The sequence below is a fragment of the Candidatus Delongbacteria bacterium genome (assembly GCA_020634015.1).
GTDB lineage: Bacteria > CAIWAD01 > CAIWAD01 > CAIWAD01 > CAIWAD01 > JACKCN01.
This window is the reverse complement of record JACKCN010000001.1, coordinates 769,509-787,486: the sequence shown is the minus strand read 5'-3', so window position 1 is coordinate 787,486 and position 17,978 is coordinate 769,509. Positions and strand designations below refer to the sequence as shown.

At 55.3% G+C, this 17,978-nt stretch carries 14 protein-coding genes; 12 read left to right on the top strand and 2 right to left on the bottom strand.

Annotated elements, in window-relative coordinates; genetic code table 11:
- Positions 1-60: 60 nt before the first annotated feature.
- The 11 genes from H6678_03250 (at position 61) to H6678_03200 (ending at position 13,977) form a co-directional block, all read left to right on the top strand.
- Positions 61-2,496 carry a HAMP domain-containing histidine kinase gene (locus H6678_03250; GenBank protein MCB9472809.1) on the top strand — a complete coding sequence of 812 codons (2,436 nt, stop codon included), beginning with the start codon at positions 61-63 and terminating at the stop codon, positions 2,494-2,496.
- The gene (locus tag H6678_03245) at positions 2,493-3,878 is read left to right on the top strand and encodes a sigma-54-dependent Fis family transcriptional regulator (GenBank protein MCB9472808.1); all 1,386 of its coding nucleotides are present in this window, start codon (positions 2,493-2,495) and stop codon (positions 3,876-3,878) included. The genes H6678_03250 and H6678_03245 overlap by 4 nt, the downstream gene beginning before the upstream one ends.
- 411 nt (positions 3,879-4,289) lie before the next feature.
- Positions 4,290-6,065, top strand: coding sequence for a hypothetical protein (locus H6678_03240; GenBank protein ID MCB9472807.1), 1,776 nt, complete (start codon positions 4,290-4,292; stop codon positions 6,063-6,065).
- A gap of 62 nt (positions 6,066-6,127) precedes the next feature.
- Positions 6,128-8,725, top strand: coding sequence for a hypothetical protein (locus H6678_03235; GenBank protein MCB9472806.1), 2,598 nt, complete (start codon positions 6,128-6,130; stop codon positions 8,723-8,725).
- 201 nt (positions 8,726-8,926) lie between these two features.
- Positions 8,927-10,034, top strand: a protein-coding gene (locus H6678_03230; protein ID MCB9472805.1) for an IS3 family transposase whose coding sequence is annotated in 2 segments (ribosomal slippage) — positions 8,927-9,180 and positions 9,179-10,034 — 1,110 coding nt in all. Because the reading frame shifts where the segments join, the coding sequence is not laid out codon by codon here.
- Positions 10,035-10,041: 7 nt separating this feature from the next.
- Entirely contained in the window at positions 10,042-10,728 is a 687-nt protein-coding gene (locus H6678_03225; protein ID MCB9472804.1) for an IS4 family transposase, read from the top strand.
- 95 nt (positions 10,729-10,823) lie between these two features.
- A complete protein-coding gene (locus H6678_03220; protein MCB9472803.1) occupies positions 10,824-11,177 on the top strand; it encodes a transposase in 354 nt (117 codons plus the stop codon).
- Between the two features lie 26 nt (positions 11,178-11,203).
- A complete protein-coding gene (locus tag H6678_03215; GenBank protein MCB9472802.1) occupies positions 11,204-11,527 on the top strand; it encodes a transposase in 324 nt (107 codons plus the stop codon).
- On the top strand, positions 11,491-11,808 hold the full coding sequence (locus H6678_03210) for a hypothetical protein (protein MCB9472801.1): 318 nt from the start codon (positions 11,491-11,493) through the stop codon (positions 11,806-11,808). Before H6678_03215 ends, H6678_03210 begins: the two co-directional genes overlap by 37 nt.
- Positions 11,809-11,847: 39 nt before the next feature.
- Entirely contained in the window at positions 11,848-12,033 is a 186-nt protein-coding gene (locus H6678_03205) for a transposase (protein MCB9472800.1), read from the top strand.
- 405 nt (positions 12,034-12,438) lie between these two features.
- On the top strand, positions 12,439-13,977 hold the full coding sequence (locus tag H6678_03200; protein MCB9472799.1) for a hypothetical protein: 1,539 nt from the start codon (positions 12,439-12,441) through the stop codon (positions 13,975-13,977).
- 249 nt (positions 13,978-14,226) lie between these two features.
- Here the strand turns inward: H6678_03200 and H6678_03195 are convergent, their stop codons facing one another.
- The gene (locus H6678_03195) at positions 14,227-14,784 is read right to left on the bottom strand and encodes a hypothetical protein (protein MCB9472798.1); all 558 of its coding nucleotides are present in this window, start codon (positions 14,782-14,784) and stop codon (positions 14,227-14,229) included.
- Between the two features lie 138 nt (positions 14,785-14,922).
- On the opposite strand from H6678_03195, the gene H6678_03190 reads away from it, so the two are divergent.
- Entirely contained in the window at positions 14,923-16,095 is a 1,173-nt protein-coding gene (locus H6678_03190; protein ID MCB9472797.1) for a class I SAM-dependent RNA methyltransferase, read from the top strand.
- A gap of 19 nt (positions 16,096-16,114) precedes the next feature.
- On the opposite strand, the gene H6678_03185 is transcribed toward H6678_03190, so the two are convergent.
- Positions 16,115-17,947: an ADP-ribosylglycohydrolase family protein gene (locus H6678_03185; protein ID MCB9472796.1), complete on the bottom strand. Its 1,833-nt coding sequence runs from the start codon at positions 17,945-17,947 to the stop codon at positions 16,115-16,117.
- Between the last annotated feature and the right edge of the window lie 31 nt (positions 17,948-17,978).

Here is a 17,978-nt window from a genome sequence, read left to right as displayed (position 1 = left end):
GAGCATGGTTGGTGAATGCTGGTGAATGGAACGGACAGGAGTGATCCACAGGGCACGACCATGAACTGGTTGCGCTCCCTGAAAAGGCACTACTGGAAGCAGCGCTTCTTCCTGGAGGGCTTCCGTCGGCATCTTCTGCTCGGTCTGCTGGTTTGTACCATGGTGGCATTCATGGTTGGCCTGATGGCCGAAATCTTTGTGAATCCTGGGGCTCCATTCAAGGCTGTTCAGGTGGACACTTCCGTACTGAATGGCGAAGCAGTATTCGCGGATGTGGACTTCGATGGTTGGTTGGACCGTTTGCGCGAATCCCGGACGAAATTCGAACAGGCGTCATTCTCACTCGAAACACGTCATTCAGGATCGCCGAACCCGACACAGCAATTCTATTTCAGCGGATCGGATATTCTGCCGTATCCATATGCCACGAAACTCGACTCGAATCGAGTGATTCTGGCCGCATTGACCGATGCCAAGGATTCGTTGGATGTACGACTGAACCTGAGGACATTTTACCGAGATGGACACACGGTTGATTGGTCGGGACCTTTGGCGGGCCCCGACTGGCCGGTCTTCGACAAGCTGCATCGCCCAATGATCGCCGGTGCTGTGACGATGATGCGCGGCGGCATCCCATGCGTGTATCTCAAGATTGATTCACATTTCAACGGTTGGCGCGGCGGGATTGTGCTGGATCCTGACTTTCCGGAAAAGCGAATTGAATATCCCAGTGGATTGACACCAAGCCTGAATCAGAACAATTGGCTTCGCGGACCCGAAGGACGAATTCTGTGGGCCATGGGAAGTTCTGCTCCACACAATGGGAACACATTGGGTGGGATTGCTGATGATCGTGCCAGGTTGTTCCTGTTCGACCCGGACTCAGGATTCATCTTTCTTCGGGACTTTGGGCCCGATTGCTCAAGCCTTTTCATACAACCGCTTCAGGACAGACGACACGCATTGTTGACCACCAAGCATGGGATGCTGCTTGAAGACAGTCTTGGAGCCAATGCAGCAATCTGGGACAGTTGGACGAATGAATTCGAGGCCACTTGGTGGATCGAAGACCTGATTCAAAATACGCTTGTCGATTCCGCGGGTGTGTACCTGGCTTTCAATCAGGGGATTGTGAGCTACCTGGACGGAACGAGTTGGACTCTCCGGGAAGTTGGCAGAATTCAACTGGAGAATGGAGACAGGCTACTTCCCAGAGACGGCTTCTGGATACGTTTCAATGAAGCGAACTATATGAGTGTGCATGACAAGCGGGGCCGCATGCTGGCGCGGATTCCTCTCAAAGACCAGTTTGAGTTTCCCACCATCGAGCGGGCAGTGAATGGGCTGGCAGAGGCACGACTGCATGTGGCGCTACCTTCCATGATTCTCAGTTTTCGCTTCGATTCCGTTCCGTGGCCGAATCGAGTGCTGGAGAACCCTGCAACGCCGGTGACAGGGCTGCTTGCTTTTCTGGTGTTGCTTGCTTCGCTTAGTCGCAGGATCAGCCTGCAGGAGCGCATTCTGCGCAGTATTGTGGACAGTGGCAGCGAAGCGGTGGGGATCTTCGATCCAAATGGGCGCTTGCTTTTTGCAAACGAGTGCTTCCTGCGCGATACGGATTCTGGTACGATTGGCGAAGTTCTCAAACTCTGCACGGAATCCGACGAACCCGTTCTCCAAAAAGTCCGTAACCGGTGGATACGCTGGACAATACGCGGTTTGAGCATACAGGGCCGTCACTTTGGCCGGGCTTTGCTTGGGGTGGACGAATCGGCCAGCATCACCCAGCAGGAGCTGACTCATCTTGTGGCACTCAGCCGCAGTCTTGGGCACAACATGCGCCAACCGCTGACGGCAATCCAGCGTGCCGAAGGGAATGTGCTGGCGCTGCTGGAGCAATCAGACCCGCTGGTTGCCGCCGAGGCGCGGGATTCCCTGGAATCGATCCGCCTGTCCGTGCTCAATCTGGACCAACGGATCACGAACTTCATCGCCCTCGTGCGCGTGGATGCCAAGTGGCAGTGGATTGATCCGGCAACACTTGTGGACAGCGTACTGGCCGATCTGCATCTGGAGAACATGTCCGGCATTGAATTGCTCAAGGAGCAGCCTTCCGCAGTCCCTGCCGTGTGCGGTTCCCTGGCGTCGCTGCGTGCCATGCTGGATGTGGTTGTCGCCAATGCACTGGAAGCGATGATCCGCAAAGGAAAGCTTTCCGTGAACCTGTGCAGTGCCAACGAGTTTCTGGAAATCCGGGTCTCGGATACCGGCCCCGGGATCGCCCCTGAAATGCTGGCTGACATCTGGACTCCAGGACGTACCACCAAGTCCACAGGTCTTGGGTATGGTCTGTACTTCGCCAGGGGAATCGCCAGGATTCATGGCGGTGAGATCCAGGTGGAACACAGCAGCCCTGCCGGAACTGTGATGCTGGTGCGTTTGCCTCTGGAGCCCCCCGCCAGTATGAAAGCCGGCATTGAAAGGAGACCCAATTGACGACTCTCCAGCCCAACGGTCTGCATGTCCTTGTCGTGGATGATGAGGTGACGACCTGCAGGGAAACGGTCAAACTGTTGAAGCGCCTCGGGTACGAGTCCTCCTACCTTCTGGATCTTGAGAAGGTGGAAAGATGGATCACGCTGCATCAGCCTGACATCCTGTTGCTGGATGTGGAGTTTCCCGGCGATATGAACGGGGGTATAAACCTGTTGCAGGCACTGCGTCGTGCGGGGCATCTTCATCCGGCCATCTTTCTTTCTCATCGGGGAGATTCCGGCACGGTCGTCGATGCCTCCCGCCAAGGCATGGTGACCTATCTGGAAAAAAGTGCTTCAGAATCTGCGCTGGTGGCTGCATTGGAAGAAGCCAAGGGGGCGCTGCCCCATCGTTTTGATCCGGACCTGCCGGCATCCGAGCAAGTTCTTGGGGCCAGCGCGGCGTTCCGCGAGACCATGCAGATCTGCCGGGACTTCGCCCCTCTACTGGACATTCCTGTGTTGCTCACCGGAGAGACCGGATGCGGCAAGAATCTCACCGCCAGATTGATTCACCAACTCAGCCCCCTGTGTGACAAGCCATTCATGGAATTAACCTGTCCCACCATCCCGGAAGGCCTGGCGGAAAGCCATCTCTTCGGACATCTCAAGGGCAGCTTCACCCATGCGATCGCGGACCAGAAGGGCATTTTCGAACTGGCGGACGGGGGCACCCTGTTCCTGGATGAGTTCGGGGACCTCAAACCCGACGTGCAGTTGAAACTGCTGCGTGTGCTGGACAGCGGCGAGTACACGGTCCTTGGGGAACACAGAACCCGCCACAGCCGTGTGCGGTTGATCGTGGCGACCAATCAGGACATTCCCGCCAAAATCCAGAATGGCGAATTCCGCGCCGATCTGTGGCACCGGATCCAGGGCCTGGAGCTGCACCTTCCACCCTTGCGGGAGCGCAGCGAAGACATCGCTTTGCTGGCGAACTATTTCGTGGCACGGTTCATCTCAGGAAAACCCGGACGTGCGCATGTGCTGTCACCGGATGCCTTGCGCGCCCTGCAGCGCCACGACTGGCCCGGAAACATCCGCGAACTGGATTACCGGATCAAGAACATCTGCGCCCGCTCAAAAACCATCGGCATCGAAGCCTGGCAGGTCGAGAATGCCCTGCCTGCACCCGCAGGAGAACACACACAGCAACCAAAAGCCGAAGAACTTCCGTTGCCGACACACAGTGACAAGATTTTGCCCTGGAAGGAGTACAAAACCACAAAGGAGCGGGAGTACTTTGACCGCATCGTGGAGTTGACGGGGGGCAACATCAAGCGAGCTGCAGAGCTGGCAGGTGTCGACCGCAAGAAGATCTATGAGGTCCGGGGCACCGCCTGAAGATTCCGACCCCTCTTGATCCGGGACTCTGTGGGTCTTTTGCTACAGAGTGACGCAATTCTCCCGCAATGGAACACGGAAGGACTGGCCCCCAAAAGCTGATTTCATTGGCATGCCACTTGCCTTCTGTTCCGTATGGCACCTCCAGTGCTTGGCCCACTGGAACTGGATGCCCACCACGAGTGGGTCCGCATGGGAGGCTTGTGCACAGATTGTGCGGTGCTTTCCGCTGTGTGTGTGACCGCCAAAGGCCGCCAAAAAGTCCTCGGCGCCAGCATGGCCCTGTCGGAAGCGGATGTCCACTGGTGCATCCGTCTGGAAAGTCTGGGCCCGGGGCATGCATGGCGTAGAGTACATCCCCAGCGTCAACATTTGAGAGTATTGTTTCGAATTCTGCGCAGGAGATATGATATGAAGCTGATTTCAGTGATGAAGGCGCTGTCAACTCTAAGCGTGATTCTGTTCTGCATCACCGCCTGTGATACGGAAGACAGCAATAGGCATGAGGCCATACGGATTCTGGAACCCAATCATGCGACAGTATGGCCGCTCTATGGGACAGATCTCCCCATAATCTGGTACAGCGAACTGCCTGATGAGGACTTGCTGATCCAGCTCGTCTATGGCGGTGAGCCTGTCGATTTGATCAGTGAGAATGCAGATGATATAGGGCACTACAATGAATTCGACCTGTCCGGAGGTCTGGAAGTCGATAGCGGCTACAGAATCCGGATAACTCGCTCGGATGAACAGTACCTCAGCGATGAGTTTTCCATCGCCGCGGCCATGGAAATTTTCGAACCTGGAGAAGAAACAATTTGGACTCCCGGCGAGGCGAATACACAGATTCGGTGGGATTCTCAGGAAGCTGGCGGATACGTCAGGATTGAGCTCTGGAAGGGAAATGAAAATTATCTGACGATTGCGGATTCCACTGAGAATACGGGAAGCTTGGATAATTGGGAAGTCCCGATTCTGCTTCCCGCTGCAGGAGACTATAGACTGCGCATCCTCAAGAATGCGGAATTGATTGGATTCAGCAAAAACTTCTCAATCGGATCACCCTTGAGTATCACCTTCCCTGATTCCAATACTGTTCTTGGTGTCTCTCAGAGATATGTTGACATTTATTGGGATTCCGGTGATTCAGAAGGATATGTGTACTTGGATCTGTATCGTCAGGGGCACCGGGTAAGACAAATAAGTTACTCTTCGACGAGTAACGATGGCCAATTCTCATCGTGGGATGTCCCAGGGGATTTGCTTTTGGCGGGCGACTACCGTGTGCGAATCACACATGCAGAAACCGGCGTCTTCTCCTACAGCCAGCCTTTCACGATCACAGAGTCCGTGCAGGTGCTCAGCCCGGCTATGGATACGGTCCTCTTCTGGGGGCAGGACTCTGTGCTGATCACATGGGCTCAGGACTCCTTGCGTAGTCCGATTCGCCTGGAATTCGGGCGCAACAACTACGACACACCGATTGCGGATTCTCTTGCCAATACCGGCGAGTACTACTGGAAACTCCCTGACTCTGGCTATAATGCCGATTACTACAAGGTAAAACTCACCTGCTTGAATGGCGGCATGACTTCCCTGGGAAGCCGATTTACAATTGCAGACCGGTTTTCAGTTCTGGAGCCAGATTCATCCACAGTCTGGGAGCTGGGAGAGCAGAATGTCCACATTGCTTGGGGATCGGGAGATCTGGGTGGTGGCGTTCGGCTGGAACTGTTCTTGGGGGATACACTGGCGCACCTGATTTCAGGTTCAACAAGCAACAGCGGTAGTCTGTCCTCTTTCGATGTGCCCTCAGCGTTGATTGCATCCACGCAATACAGGATCAGGATCACTCACCTTGAGTACAATTCGTGGACTGAATTCAGTGACTATTTCTCCATTGCATCGGCATTCGAAGTCGTGTTGCCTGACGACAGCACTATCTGGAGCCGTGGGCAGGAGAATGTCGAGATTCGATGGAACACGGCCTGGATGGATGGATACGTGACGATCGAACTCTTTCGCGAACAAGAGTTCTGCTGCATGATCGCACCAGAAACCCCAAATTCCGGTTCGCTGATATGGGGAGTTGTGCCAGAGTCAATCATGGCCTCGGATGATTACAGTGTACGTATTGTGCACGAATCCGGTCGCACGATATTCAGCGAGGACTACCGTATTGAGTAATGAACATTTTTCAATCGTATTGTGTTAGTTGGCATCTCTTGGTCAGGAGTGTTTGCGGAACCATGAAACAATACTGCATCCGATTGTTGAACATCCTGGTTCTCTTCTTGCTCATTTGCTCCTGTGACGAAGACGAACAAGAGAACCTGGTGATCCTCAGTCCAAGTGAATCCACAGTATGGATCCACGAAGAAGGAATTCCCAGGATTCGATGGAAAAGTGATGGAGTTTCCAGGGATCATAATTTGATGATAGAATTGGAGGATTCAGCGGAAAACAGAATTCTGCTGACATCGAATGCTACCAACAATAATGGTTCCTGGTATTCCGAAGAATCAAGTTTGCCGGAAAATCTTGACCTGAGTTTGAAGTATCACGTTGTGATTACTTCTGCTGCAAGGGAATACAGAAGTGCCGAGTTTTCTATCCTGGCAAGGCTGCGTGTAGAAATCGTCAATGAATCAAGATACTTGCTGGCAGATGGTAGGAGCATTCCTGTCGTCTGGAATGTGGGAGACAGCACGGGGACAGTCTCCATTGAGCTGAAGATTTCAGATTATACTTCCATTGAACTTGCCCAAGAGTTGGAGGATCACGGACTATTCCTGTGGGAAATCGCCGACAGCCTTGTTAGCAACAGTTATCGAACCTTGGTTGTCAACCACTCCAACGGGACTTGGGGCGAAAGCTCTTTGTTTTATATAGCACGACCGATAAAACTAGTTATCCCCGATGAAGATACTGTATGGAGATCCTGGTGGGAGCCGCGAATTGAATGGGAGACAGGGAATCTTGGAGACGATGTGCGTATTATTCTGCTGCATGACAACATCATACGCGATACACTGGCGACCAGAGCATACAATGATGGCGAGGGTTACTTCAGCCTGCCAGAAGGACTCGCCGAGGATTCCACCTACTCCATTCGAATGGAACACCTATTGAGCGGGTCAGTTTCAATCAGTCCGCAATTCACCATACTGGAGCGCTTCGAGATCACCGTTCCCAACGAGGAGACGCTTTGGTTCACTGGTGATACGGTGGACATACTTTGGGAGGCACTGGAGTATACAGGCCATGCAAGTATTTCCCTTTATCAGGGGAACCAGAATTCCGTGGAGGTGATTGCTGACAGTGTGTCATTTGATTCTGGCTTCTATCAGTGGGAGATTCGAGCCACGTTGGAATCAAGACGGAATTACAGGATCAGGATCCGTCCTTTTGAATCCGGGGAAGATGTATCCTCCTCCAGTTTCACGATCTCAGAGCCACCAGCTGTGACTCAACCGGAATCCGCCGTCGTCTGGCAGCCTGGGGAGCATTGGGTTCGTTGGGCAGGGGAAACGCTGGGTGGCGCTGTGCGAATTGAACTGCTTCAGAATGGCATTCTGGCGCATCTGGTCACGCCTTCAGCATCAAATTCCGGTATGTATGAGGCTTTCATACCTATAACAATGCCAATGGGCGATTATCAGGTAAGGGTGAGGTTTCTGGATCACGGTATTGAGGTGTTGAGTGAAGAGTTCACCATAACTGGCCAGTTGACGATTACAGAACCAAACAGTGCTACAGTCTGGCGTATCGGAATGCCAACTTCCATTCGCTGGATTACAGGTGGGATGGGTGGACTGGTGACCCTGGAACTTCACCATCAGTCCTCGATCTTCATGGCGCCAATCGCGAATCAGATCCCCAACACGGGAGTTTTCGACGAGTATGTTGTCCCTCAGGATTTGCCTCCGGAAACGGACTATGTTTTGAAGATCATTCATTCGTCAGGGGGTGTCTATTGGAGTCCGGAGTTTTCGGTTCTGGGGCAGATTGCTGTTCTGGTGCCAAACCAGGAAACAGTTTGGGCGAACAACCTGATCAGCTATCCAATTTCCTGGGATACTGGGCTGTTGGGAGGGCTTGTTGAGATCGGTTTGCTTCGCGATGGTATTGTGATCGATACTTTGGGGTCGTTGACGCATAATGATGGAAGTTTCTTGTGGGTCAGGGACGAAGAAATTGAGCCGGATTCGACGTACCAGATTCTGGTTGATCATCATACTCTTGGTGAAAGCTCGCTGGGTGAGGAATTCAGGATCGTACAGGGTATGACGATCACGAGTCCGGATTCGGATGCGATCTGGGAGCTCTGTCAGCACGATGTGGAAATCCAATGGGATCCGATGGATTTTGGCGGAACTGTGTCCTTGACATTGATGAGTAGTCCACATCAAACAGTCATTGCCGAAGGCATACTAAACACAGGTATATATGTCTGGACTGTGCCTTGCAGCAATTTTACAAGTCCGACTTGCTGGATTCGATTGGATCATCTAGAGACGGGATTTCAGTTTCAAAGTGAGCGCTTTGTACTGAGACCTGACTTCAGGATTCTCGAGCCAGACAACACAACTGTCTGGGCACCTGGAGCAATGGGTACAATTGTTTGGAATACTGGTTGGTTGAATGGCACTGTGCAATTGGAGCTTCTCTTGGCATCACAACCAGAAAGAGTAGTCTTTGAATCCCGAAGCAACTTTGGAACACAGCAGGTGTATTATTGGAGTGTTCCTTGGGATTTGCCTGAAGGTGATGACTATCAACTACGACTCACACATCTGGAAAGTGATCAGGTGATTCACAGCTTGGTCTTCAGTGTCAGCAATTGATCCTGTGAATGGTCTGATCAATCGATCGCAACACAGATTCTGATAGAGGAATCGATTCCTTCTTCTCATAATGCATCACAAGAATGTATCGCCATTCCTTTGTAAGAGCTGCTGAAGCCCGCATGTAACCATCCCCAAAATCCGGGCCATTGATTCTTGGAGTTCTCCGGCCTAATCTGGCAAGGCAAAGGAGATTCCCCGATGAGAAAGTCCCGCTTCAGCGAAACGCAGATCGTCACCATTCTGAACGAGGTCGAAGCTGGTCGAGCAACCAAGGATGTTTGCCGGGAATACGGCATCAGTCCGGCGACCTACTACGGCTGGAAGTCCAAGTTCGGTGGCACGAGTGCCTCGGATGTCAAACGCCTTAAAGACCTGGAAGAGGAGAATCGGCGTTTGAAGCAGATGTACGCCAGTTTGAGTCTGGATCACATGCTGCTGAAAGAGGTGCTCGAAAAAAGCTCTGAACCCGGCGGCACGTCGTGAGCTGGTCCAGAATCTGATGATTGATCCTGGGTCCAGTGAACGTAGGGCTTGCCGGGTGGTTGGACTTCCGCGGTCGGTTGCCCAGTACCAACCGAATCCTGACCGGGATCGGAATGTGATCGATTGTCTGATCGACCTGGTTGAGCGTTTCCCGCGCTACGGCTTCAGAAAGCTGTTCAAGGTGCTGAGGCGCGAAGGGAATTCCTTCAACCACAAGCGGGTTCACCGCGTGTACTGCCAATTGAAACTGAATCACAGACGGAAAGGGAAACGGAGAGTGCCCAATCGCAACCCGGTTCCCCTCAGCATTCCAGAACAGCTGAACCACTCGTGGTCCATCGACTTCATGTCGGACAGTCTATGGGATGGGCGAAAGTTCCGGACCTTCAATGTGATTGATGACTGCAATAGGGAGGCACTGGCCATCGAGATCGATCTGAACCTGCCTGCGCCCCGCGTCGTGCGCACTCTGGATCGACTTGCGGCACGCCGGGGGTACCCCCGGCAGGTGAGGATGGACAACGGGCCTGAATTCGTATCCAATGCCATGGCCGAATGGGCGGTTGATCACGCTGTCCAGCTGGAATTCATTCAACCAGGCAAACCAACCCAGAACTCCCTGGTAGAACGATTCAACCGCAGTTTCCGCGAAGAAGTGCTGGACTTCCATGTCTTCGAAACCCTGAAGCAGGTGCGCGAGATCTCGGAAGACTGGCTGGTCGAATACAATGAGTCCCGCCCCCATGAAGCCCTCGGAGACCGAACACCGGGGGAAATCAGAGACCTATTGAAATGCCGGAACTCCGAGAATCCCTGGCCCTAAAAGCGGGATGGTTACACACACACTGCTCGACCTTCATGGATCCATCCCAGCCCTTGAGATGGTGACTATTGGCAGAATCCATGATGTCAACACACTCGATCAGATCCGGATCGAGCCGGGTGCATTTTATGTGCTTGACCGTGGCTATCTCGATTTTGCACGGCTTTACAGGATCCATCAAACGGGGGCATTCTTCGTCATTCGTTCGAAGTCCAACTTCGATTCAAGGCGATTGTATTCTGTCTCTGTTGACAGAACAACAGGTGTGATTTGTGATCAACGAATCACACCAAATGGACAGGCAACACGAAAGCGATACCAAGAGTTGCTACGCCGGGTTAGATACAAGGATGCAGCCACTGGCAAGAAGCTTGATTTTCTGACCAATAACACGGCTCTTCCTGCGACTACCATTTGTGCTCTATACAAGCAGCGCTGGCAGGTCGAACTGTTCTTCAAATGGATCAAGCAAAATCTGTGTATCAGGCACTTCCTGGGGAACAGCGAGAACGCAGTCAAGACTCAGATTTGTGCGCAGTTGCCAATATGTCCTGATTGCAATCATCAAGAAGGAACTGCGACTGACTCTTCCACTCTACACTTGCCTACAGATTCTGTCGGTGTCTTCATTCGAGAAAATCCAGTTGGAAAGCGCCTTGAGCGGATTCGATTACAAAAAGTTGTGTCACTCTGATTTCAACCAATTGAAATTATTCGACTTCTAACCGGACAGTAGTGGGGCCATGGCTTTCCTTTTAGGTGACTAAACCAAACAAGGGGAAAGCAATCGTGACCCAGACCAATGAAGACAATTTCAACGAACAGCTGCAAGCCTCATTGACAGACAATCCAGACTTCTTGCGCAAGCTGCTGTCGAGTGTGCTCCAGCGCTTTCTGAAAGCTGATTTCACGGCCTTCCTTGGTGCTGAACCGAATCAGCGAATCGAGTCCCCCAGGGGCTACCGCTGTGGGTTCTATGAGCGGAGCCTGATAACCAGAGTGGGCCGAATCCAGTTGCGGGTTCCGCGGGATCGGAATGGCCTGTTCAGAGCGGAGCTGTTCGAGAGGTACCAACGAAGCGAGAAAGCCCTGCTGCTGGTCATCATGGAGACCTACATCCAGGGGGTCGCGACTTGCGGGTGAAGAAGATCACAGAGGAACCTTGCGGAGTGTCCTTTTCCAAATCCCAGGTTTTCAATCTGACACGGGGCCTGGACTCTGATCTGGATGTCTGGCGGGATCGTCCACTGCAGTCGCACTATTCCGTGATGTACGTGGATGGGATGTACACGAAAGTGCGCGAAGCAAACCAGGTCGTCAAGCAGGTGGTCTTTATGGTGCTGGGAGTGGACTCCAGCGGCGGTCGTGAAGTGCTGGGAACGGCCGTGGTTCACGAAACGAATGAGACTGAGAATCACGACATGTTTGACTGCTTGAAAGCCAGGGGAGGCGTCGAGTGGATCTGGTCGTCAGCGATGCGCACAACATGTTGAAGGCCGCGATCACGCGCGGATTCCTGCGCGGCCAGCATGGTTTCTGCCTGGCAAAGATGCCTGTTTCACTTCATTCGGAACTTGCAGGGAATGACTCCTGCCCGACACCAGTCTTGCAGACCGCGCAGAGATCCGCGCGCGAGTCGGTCTGCCTTGAAAGCGATGAAAAGATGGACTTCGAACGATCTCTGATGCAGAATGCGGAATGGATTGTGAAGTCCAAACCACAGCTGGCAGAATGGATCGAAGATACTGCACCTGAGATATTGGCACACATGTAGTTTGCATCTGGGCTATGGTCACGGCTCCGTTACAACAATTTGCTGGAGCGATTCAACAATGAACTACGATGGCGGGAACGCGTGGTCGGCACCTTCCCGAATCAAGCAAGCGCATTGCGACAGATCACAGCAATGGCAGTCGAGAAAGTCGAAGATTGGCCTGAAGGGAAGCGCTACCTGAGTCCTGCGCTACTGGTTCAAGGAAGGCGCCGCACGGCCAGCTGACTTTTGCACATAATTTTGGACTTGACTTGCCCCCGACTTCCAAAGCAGTCAACGACTCCAGCCGATGATCGAGCTGGTATTCTTTAAGATACTGTGCATGGCCTGCTTCAGTGATGCACTTTCTCCACACCCTGAGTGTCAGGGCCCACACACCATCGTTGCAATGCTTCGTTCCTTCTGCATTCCGATCTGATTTAAAGCTGAAAAGTTCCAGCTGAAACTGGAACAGTCATTGCAATTGCATCACTCGACCGGAGACCACAGTGTTTTCAAACAGGTATGATTGATGTATACGCTGGTGCATTGATCTCCGTTGTTCCAACCATGACCGCAAATCGTATCAGTGCCTGGATGCCTACAGGATCCAATCGTAACTGAGCAGTCACAACAGAAGAGGAGAGAAAGATGAAGTGGTGCAATGTCTTGACAGGAGTATTTTTGTCTTTGTTGGCGGGAGCCGCGATTGGGCAGGATCTGGTCACTGAATGCATGAATCTTGACGACAACCAAGTTCCCGCTGGTTGGACTTTGTGGACTGATGGGAATGCTGGCATTGCCGATGGGAGGTTCAATGCAAACACAGTAGACGGATCAGCCAGACTGACCCATATTGTACCTAATTCTGCTGACTTGGCTCAGTTGAGTTTCAGCTACACGGGTAGCCTGAACACAGCCTACTGGGGCCAGAACAATGGACTCGAGTTCAATCTTGCGGGAGGAGAATGGTTTTCCATTCGGCTTGCATATTCTCAGTACAATTGGGGCAACTATGCAATTGCACTGGTTGGGTCCAATTCGGGTTACCTTCAGCAAGACGCCTACCCCTTCACCGCGGGGGAGTATCACATCCAGGTTTCACTCTCTGATGGAGCTTTCAGCTCAACTGCCATAAATGCATCTACCCAGGAAGTCCTGTATGATTACACGATCTCGGTGCCTGGTTTCACCCTCGCTGAACTGGAAGATGTCAGTTTTACTGTGGACGCCACCACAGGAAACAATGTCCACATGGATGACCTTTGTGTTGGTATCATGAGCATCGACACGAATCTGTATACGCAATGCAATGATCTGAATGACAATGCTGTTCCTGATGGCTGGTCTCTGTGGACCGACCAAAGTGCTGAAATCTCCAATGGACGTTTCAATGCGAATCTGATTGATGGCTCCGGGAAGCTCTGGCATCCTGTCCCGAATGGCGCAGATCTTGACCAGATCAGTTTCAGTTACACAGGGAATCTCCAGTATGCTTACTGGGGGCAGAATACTGGCCTCGAGTTTGAAATGGCAAATGGAGATTGGTATTCAGTGCGATTGGCCTATTCGGAGTACAACTGGGGCAACTATGCCATAGCGTTGGTAGGGAGTACATCGGGCTATCTCCAGGAGGCCACCTACCCGTTCATTCCAGGTGAGTACGCTGTGGAGATTGAGATCCGCGACGGAAGCTTCAGCTCACGCGCGACGAATCTTTCATCCATGCAAGTGTTGTATGACTACACGATCTCAGTCCCGGGGTTCCTTGTAGCGGACCTTGAGCAGGTTGCCTTCTCGGTGGACACCACGACTGATAACGGAACATGGTCTGATGATCTTTGCGTCGAAGTCGAGGCACATCTTGCAGCGGTCACAGGGTTGTCAATCGCAACTTTGCCCGATTACACAGTACAACTTGATTGGGATCCCGTTCTTGACATCTATGGGCAAATCGCCCCTGTGGATTACTACTTGGTCTTCTACAACGAACAGAACTACATGTTGGAGAATGATTGGTATTACTTGACTTCAACAGATCAACTGTCAGTGCAGCATTTGCGCGCTGCTCAGTTTTCTGACCAGATTCTGTATCGTGTGTCCGCATGGCGTGGCAGCAATCCCCAAGCACTTGGGTTGACCGTTGGGATGCCCTTGCATCAATGCAAGGCTATTCTTGCTGCAAGGTGATCAAACACATCGTGGGAACATGATTTTAGTTCGCCTTGTCTGCTCGGAGTGGCAACGACTTCTATATACTTCAGTGTTCAAGTTTCAATCGAAAGGTGCACTTGAAGATAGATCTCAGTGAATGCGCGAGTCCATGCAAGTGTTAGATCTTCGATCTGGACTTCGGAGAGAGCGCGAAGAAACATTTTAGTTGGCAATGACTTCGGCTCGTCCCCCGGCGGGCCGGAGTCGCTTTTTGTCCAGAGGGCCCTACCTGAATCTCACCACGGCTGTCGGATCCTCGTGGTAGGTGGCCGAGTGACCCTCGACCCACTGGCCGTTCTGGAGGTAGCGGGAGCGGGTGAGCAGGGTGCCGTCCTCGAGCTGCTCGCCGCTGCCTTCGACCTGTGTGATGCCGTTGGCATTGCCGCTGACCGTTTCGGTGCTGGTGTAGGTGTTGCCGTCGACGGTGATCGTGCCTTCGGTGTGGAAACCCGCCGTTGTGACATACCAGTAGGCGATTGTCTGGCGTTCGGAGTCCCAGATCACCAGAGTTTCGCCGCCGTACTCACCGTCGTTGATCGAATGCATGATCCGGATCGCCTGCCCGTTGAGGATGCGTTCCCAGTGCTGCACGTCCACCTTGGGTTGCTCGGGCGTGCTGTCGGCCAGCTCGCCGCGAAAGGTCAGTCCCACCCAGGGAGCCAGCGGTGCAAGGCCCGGAGCCAGGCTGTCCGGATCCACGGCGGCCTGAACGGAGGGCAGCATCAGCAAGCTCAGACCAAGCAGTCCAAGTCGTGCGGCGAGTCTGGTGCAGAAGGATTTCATCGCTGAATTCTCCCCGTGATGTTGAGGCTGGCGCATGGTTGCCGGACCGTTGGAGTGCTCGATGGTGCCCGGGCCGGGCAAAATTGCGTCTTTCCTGCTGGTCGAGCAAGGGCTCGGCAACACAGGAGAAAGACCCCGATGGCCCATCCACCTTCCCTGGCCTGCGAACATTGCCGGGCCAATGCCTGGCGCCGGCTGGATCCCGGCTCGCAGTTGCTGCGCAAGCAGGAGCTGCTGCACGAAGCTCTCGCCGAGCTGGGGCCCACGCCTGAGCTGCCGCTGCTGCAGCCTTCACCGCGCAACGAAGGGTTCCGCAACAGCGTGAAGCTGCGGTTGGAAAAGCGGCGTGGGCGGCTGGTGGCCGGGCTGTACGACGACAACAGCCACCGCGTGCTGGCGGCGGAGGCCTGTCCCGATCATCATCCGATCATCGGACGGCTGCTGCCCACGGTTCTGGAGGCGGTGGCCAGCTGTGGGCTGCCCGTCTACCGTGAAGCCAGTGGAGAAGGCTTGATCAGTCACCTGGTGCTGCGTGCGCTGGACGGTCAGGGGGCCCTGCTCTGTCTGGTGCTGCGCGATCACGGGTTGCCCGCGGAGGTGCCCGTCGAAGAAGCACCCTGGTGGCCCGTGTGCCAGCGCCTGGCGCGCCAGATCGAGGCCTGGGACGGGCTCTGCATCCAGATCCAGATTTCACTTCAGCGCGAACGCGGCAACCGGATCCTGGGGCGTGAGATGCGCACCCTGCTGGGGCCCGCCGTGATTTCCCGGCGATTTCTGGATACACCCGTGGGTGTCAATTCCGCGGCGTTCATGCAGGCCAACCTTGCCCAGTATCACACGATTCTGGGCACCCTGTGCGACAGGGCCTGTCAGCATCCTGTGGAACGGGTCGCCGATCTGTTCTGCGGCTCCGGGGGCATTGGGCTGAGCCTTGCGGCACGCATGCAACCACGCCCGCGCCTGCTGCTGGTGGAGAATGACCCACTGGCGGCGGAACTGCTGCAGCACGGCTGTGGGGAAGGGGTGGACGTGCTGAACGGGGATGCGTTGCACAGCCTGAGTCTGTTGCGCGAGATGCAGCCCGGGCTGGTGGTGGTCAATCCGCCGCGCAAGGGGCTGGGCGAGGAACTGGCGCGCTGGATTGCCGACAGCGAGATCCCGCGCGTGTTCTACCTGTCCTGCAATCCGCAGAGCCTGGCCCGTGATGCAGGCTTGCTGCGGGCTGCTTACGGCATCGCCGGGCTGAACGCCTGGGACATGATTCCCAACAGTCCCCACATCGAGTGTCTGATGGAGCTGGAGCGGAACTGAGCAGACCCAGCGTGTGGACTTACCCTGCCAGCAGCCGCTCGGCCAGCATCAGGGCGTCCACGGGCCAGAAGGCGCGCGGTCGCGGGTGAACCACCTGGGGCAGGCCCTCGAGTCGCAGAGGGCGGCAACTGAGAATGGCTCGCTGCCAGCGCCGGGGCACCGCCGCAATGCCGTACACGGCTCCCAGCAGCGCTCCGGTGATCGCGGCGTTGGTATCCGTGTCGCCTCCGCGTCCCACCGTATCGACCAGAGCCTCCTCCAGCCCTCCGGCGTTTTTCAATTGCCAGACCGCATTGCGCAGCGCCAGCAGCACCCAACCGGATTCAGGCCCGCTGAACTCGCCGGCGGTGGCGTTCTCGGGCAGAGTCAGCATGTGGGCAAGGCGCGGATCCTGGCCCTTCCCGGAAGCCCAGCCCAGGATGCTGGCATGCAGTTCCAGCGCACCTGGGCCATCCTGGATCGCATGGGCGATCGCCCGTACCAGCAGCGCCCCGGCCTGTCCACAGACCGGGTGCGGATGGGTCAGCCGCGCGTCGGCCAGCGCCAGTTCGCCTGCGAGTTCGGGACGTGACGCACAGAAAATGCCCAACGGACTCACGCGCATCAGTGAGCCATTGGCCTGCGACTCGGCGTTCGGCCTGCCTTCCAGGCCCGCGCGCGTGGTGCGGCCCATGTCGAAGGGCTCGCTGTCTCGCCAGTACTGGTAGGCGCGCAGGACCTCCGCCTGCTTGTACTCACCGTGTGTCACGAGGGTGCGGGCCAGCATCAGCGCCATTTCCGAATCATCGGTGGGCTGTCCGGCGATCAGGTTCCAGCTGCCGCCGTCCTGCAGGTCGCGCACACCGGTCGGGAATTGCTTGCGGATGCGTTCCGCCGACTGGAATTCGACCAGGCTGCCCAGTGCATCGCCGGCCAGCTGGCCCAGCAGGCAACCCTGTGCGCGTTCAAGTCGCGCATGATCCGGGCGACAGGTCCTGTCTCCGGGAAGGGCCGGTCGGGGCCAGCACAGCCCCGGTGTTCCCGGGTCGAGCGGGGATTCGGGAATCTGGTTCCAGGGCCGTGTACGCAGCCACTCCAGCAGGGCGGGAGCTCCACAGAACAGGCGTCCGTCGCTGTTGCAGTTGCCACGCGCGTCGTAGACGATCGGGTGACCCTGGCCATTGACCACCTGGCCGCCTGCCCCGCGCAGCAGGGCGTGTCCGGCGGCCAGATCCCAGGCCACGGGGCCGCCCAGTGATACGGTCAGGTCCCCGTCGCCGGCCGCCACCAAGGCCATGCGCATCGCGATGCTGGGCATGGTGCGGTAGCGCATGGGAGCCACACAGTGGCTGTTCATCAGAGCCTTGCGGTCGGCCACATGGGAGAGCAGGGCCAGTTCATCGTTGTCGGCCTGGGTGGGCCACTCGCGCTGGACAGGCTGGCCATTGCGCAGGAAGGGGGTGTTTTCGGCCCAGCAGAACTCGTCGCCGTCACCGTCCCAGGAATGGACCACGCCCACCACGGGGCGTCCTTCGACGACCAGGGCAATCGAGACGGCCGAACCGCGGAATCCCTTGAGGAACGTGGAGGTGCCGTCGTTGGGGTCCACGACCCAGATCGCGGGCGGAGGGGCAGGATCCTCGCCCAGCAGATGGAACCCGGTTTCCTCGCCAAGGAATCCATCGGCAGGGTACTCCGGAGTCAGCAGCTCCCGGATCCGGTTCTCGACCTCGCCGTCGATGTCCGCATGATCGCCATACCCGCGTGGGCCGCCCGGGCGATGGAACTCCTCCCGCAGCATGCGCGCTCCCTCCCTGGCGGCTGCCCGTGCACTGATCAGCCTCTGAGGCAGCGAATCGGAGAGGAAAGGCATGTCGGGTCCTTTTCATTGATAGTCCGGCAAA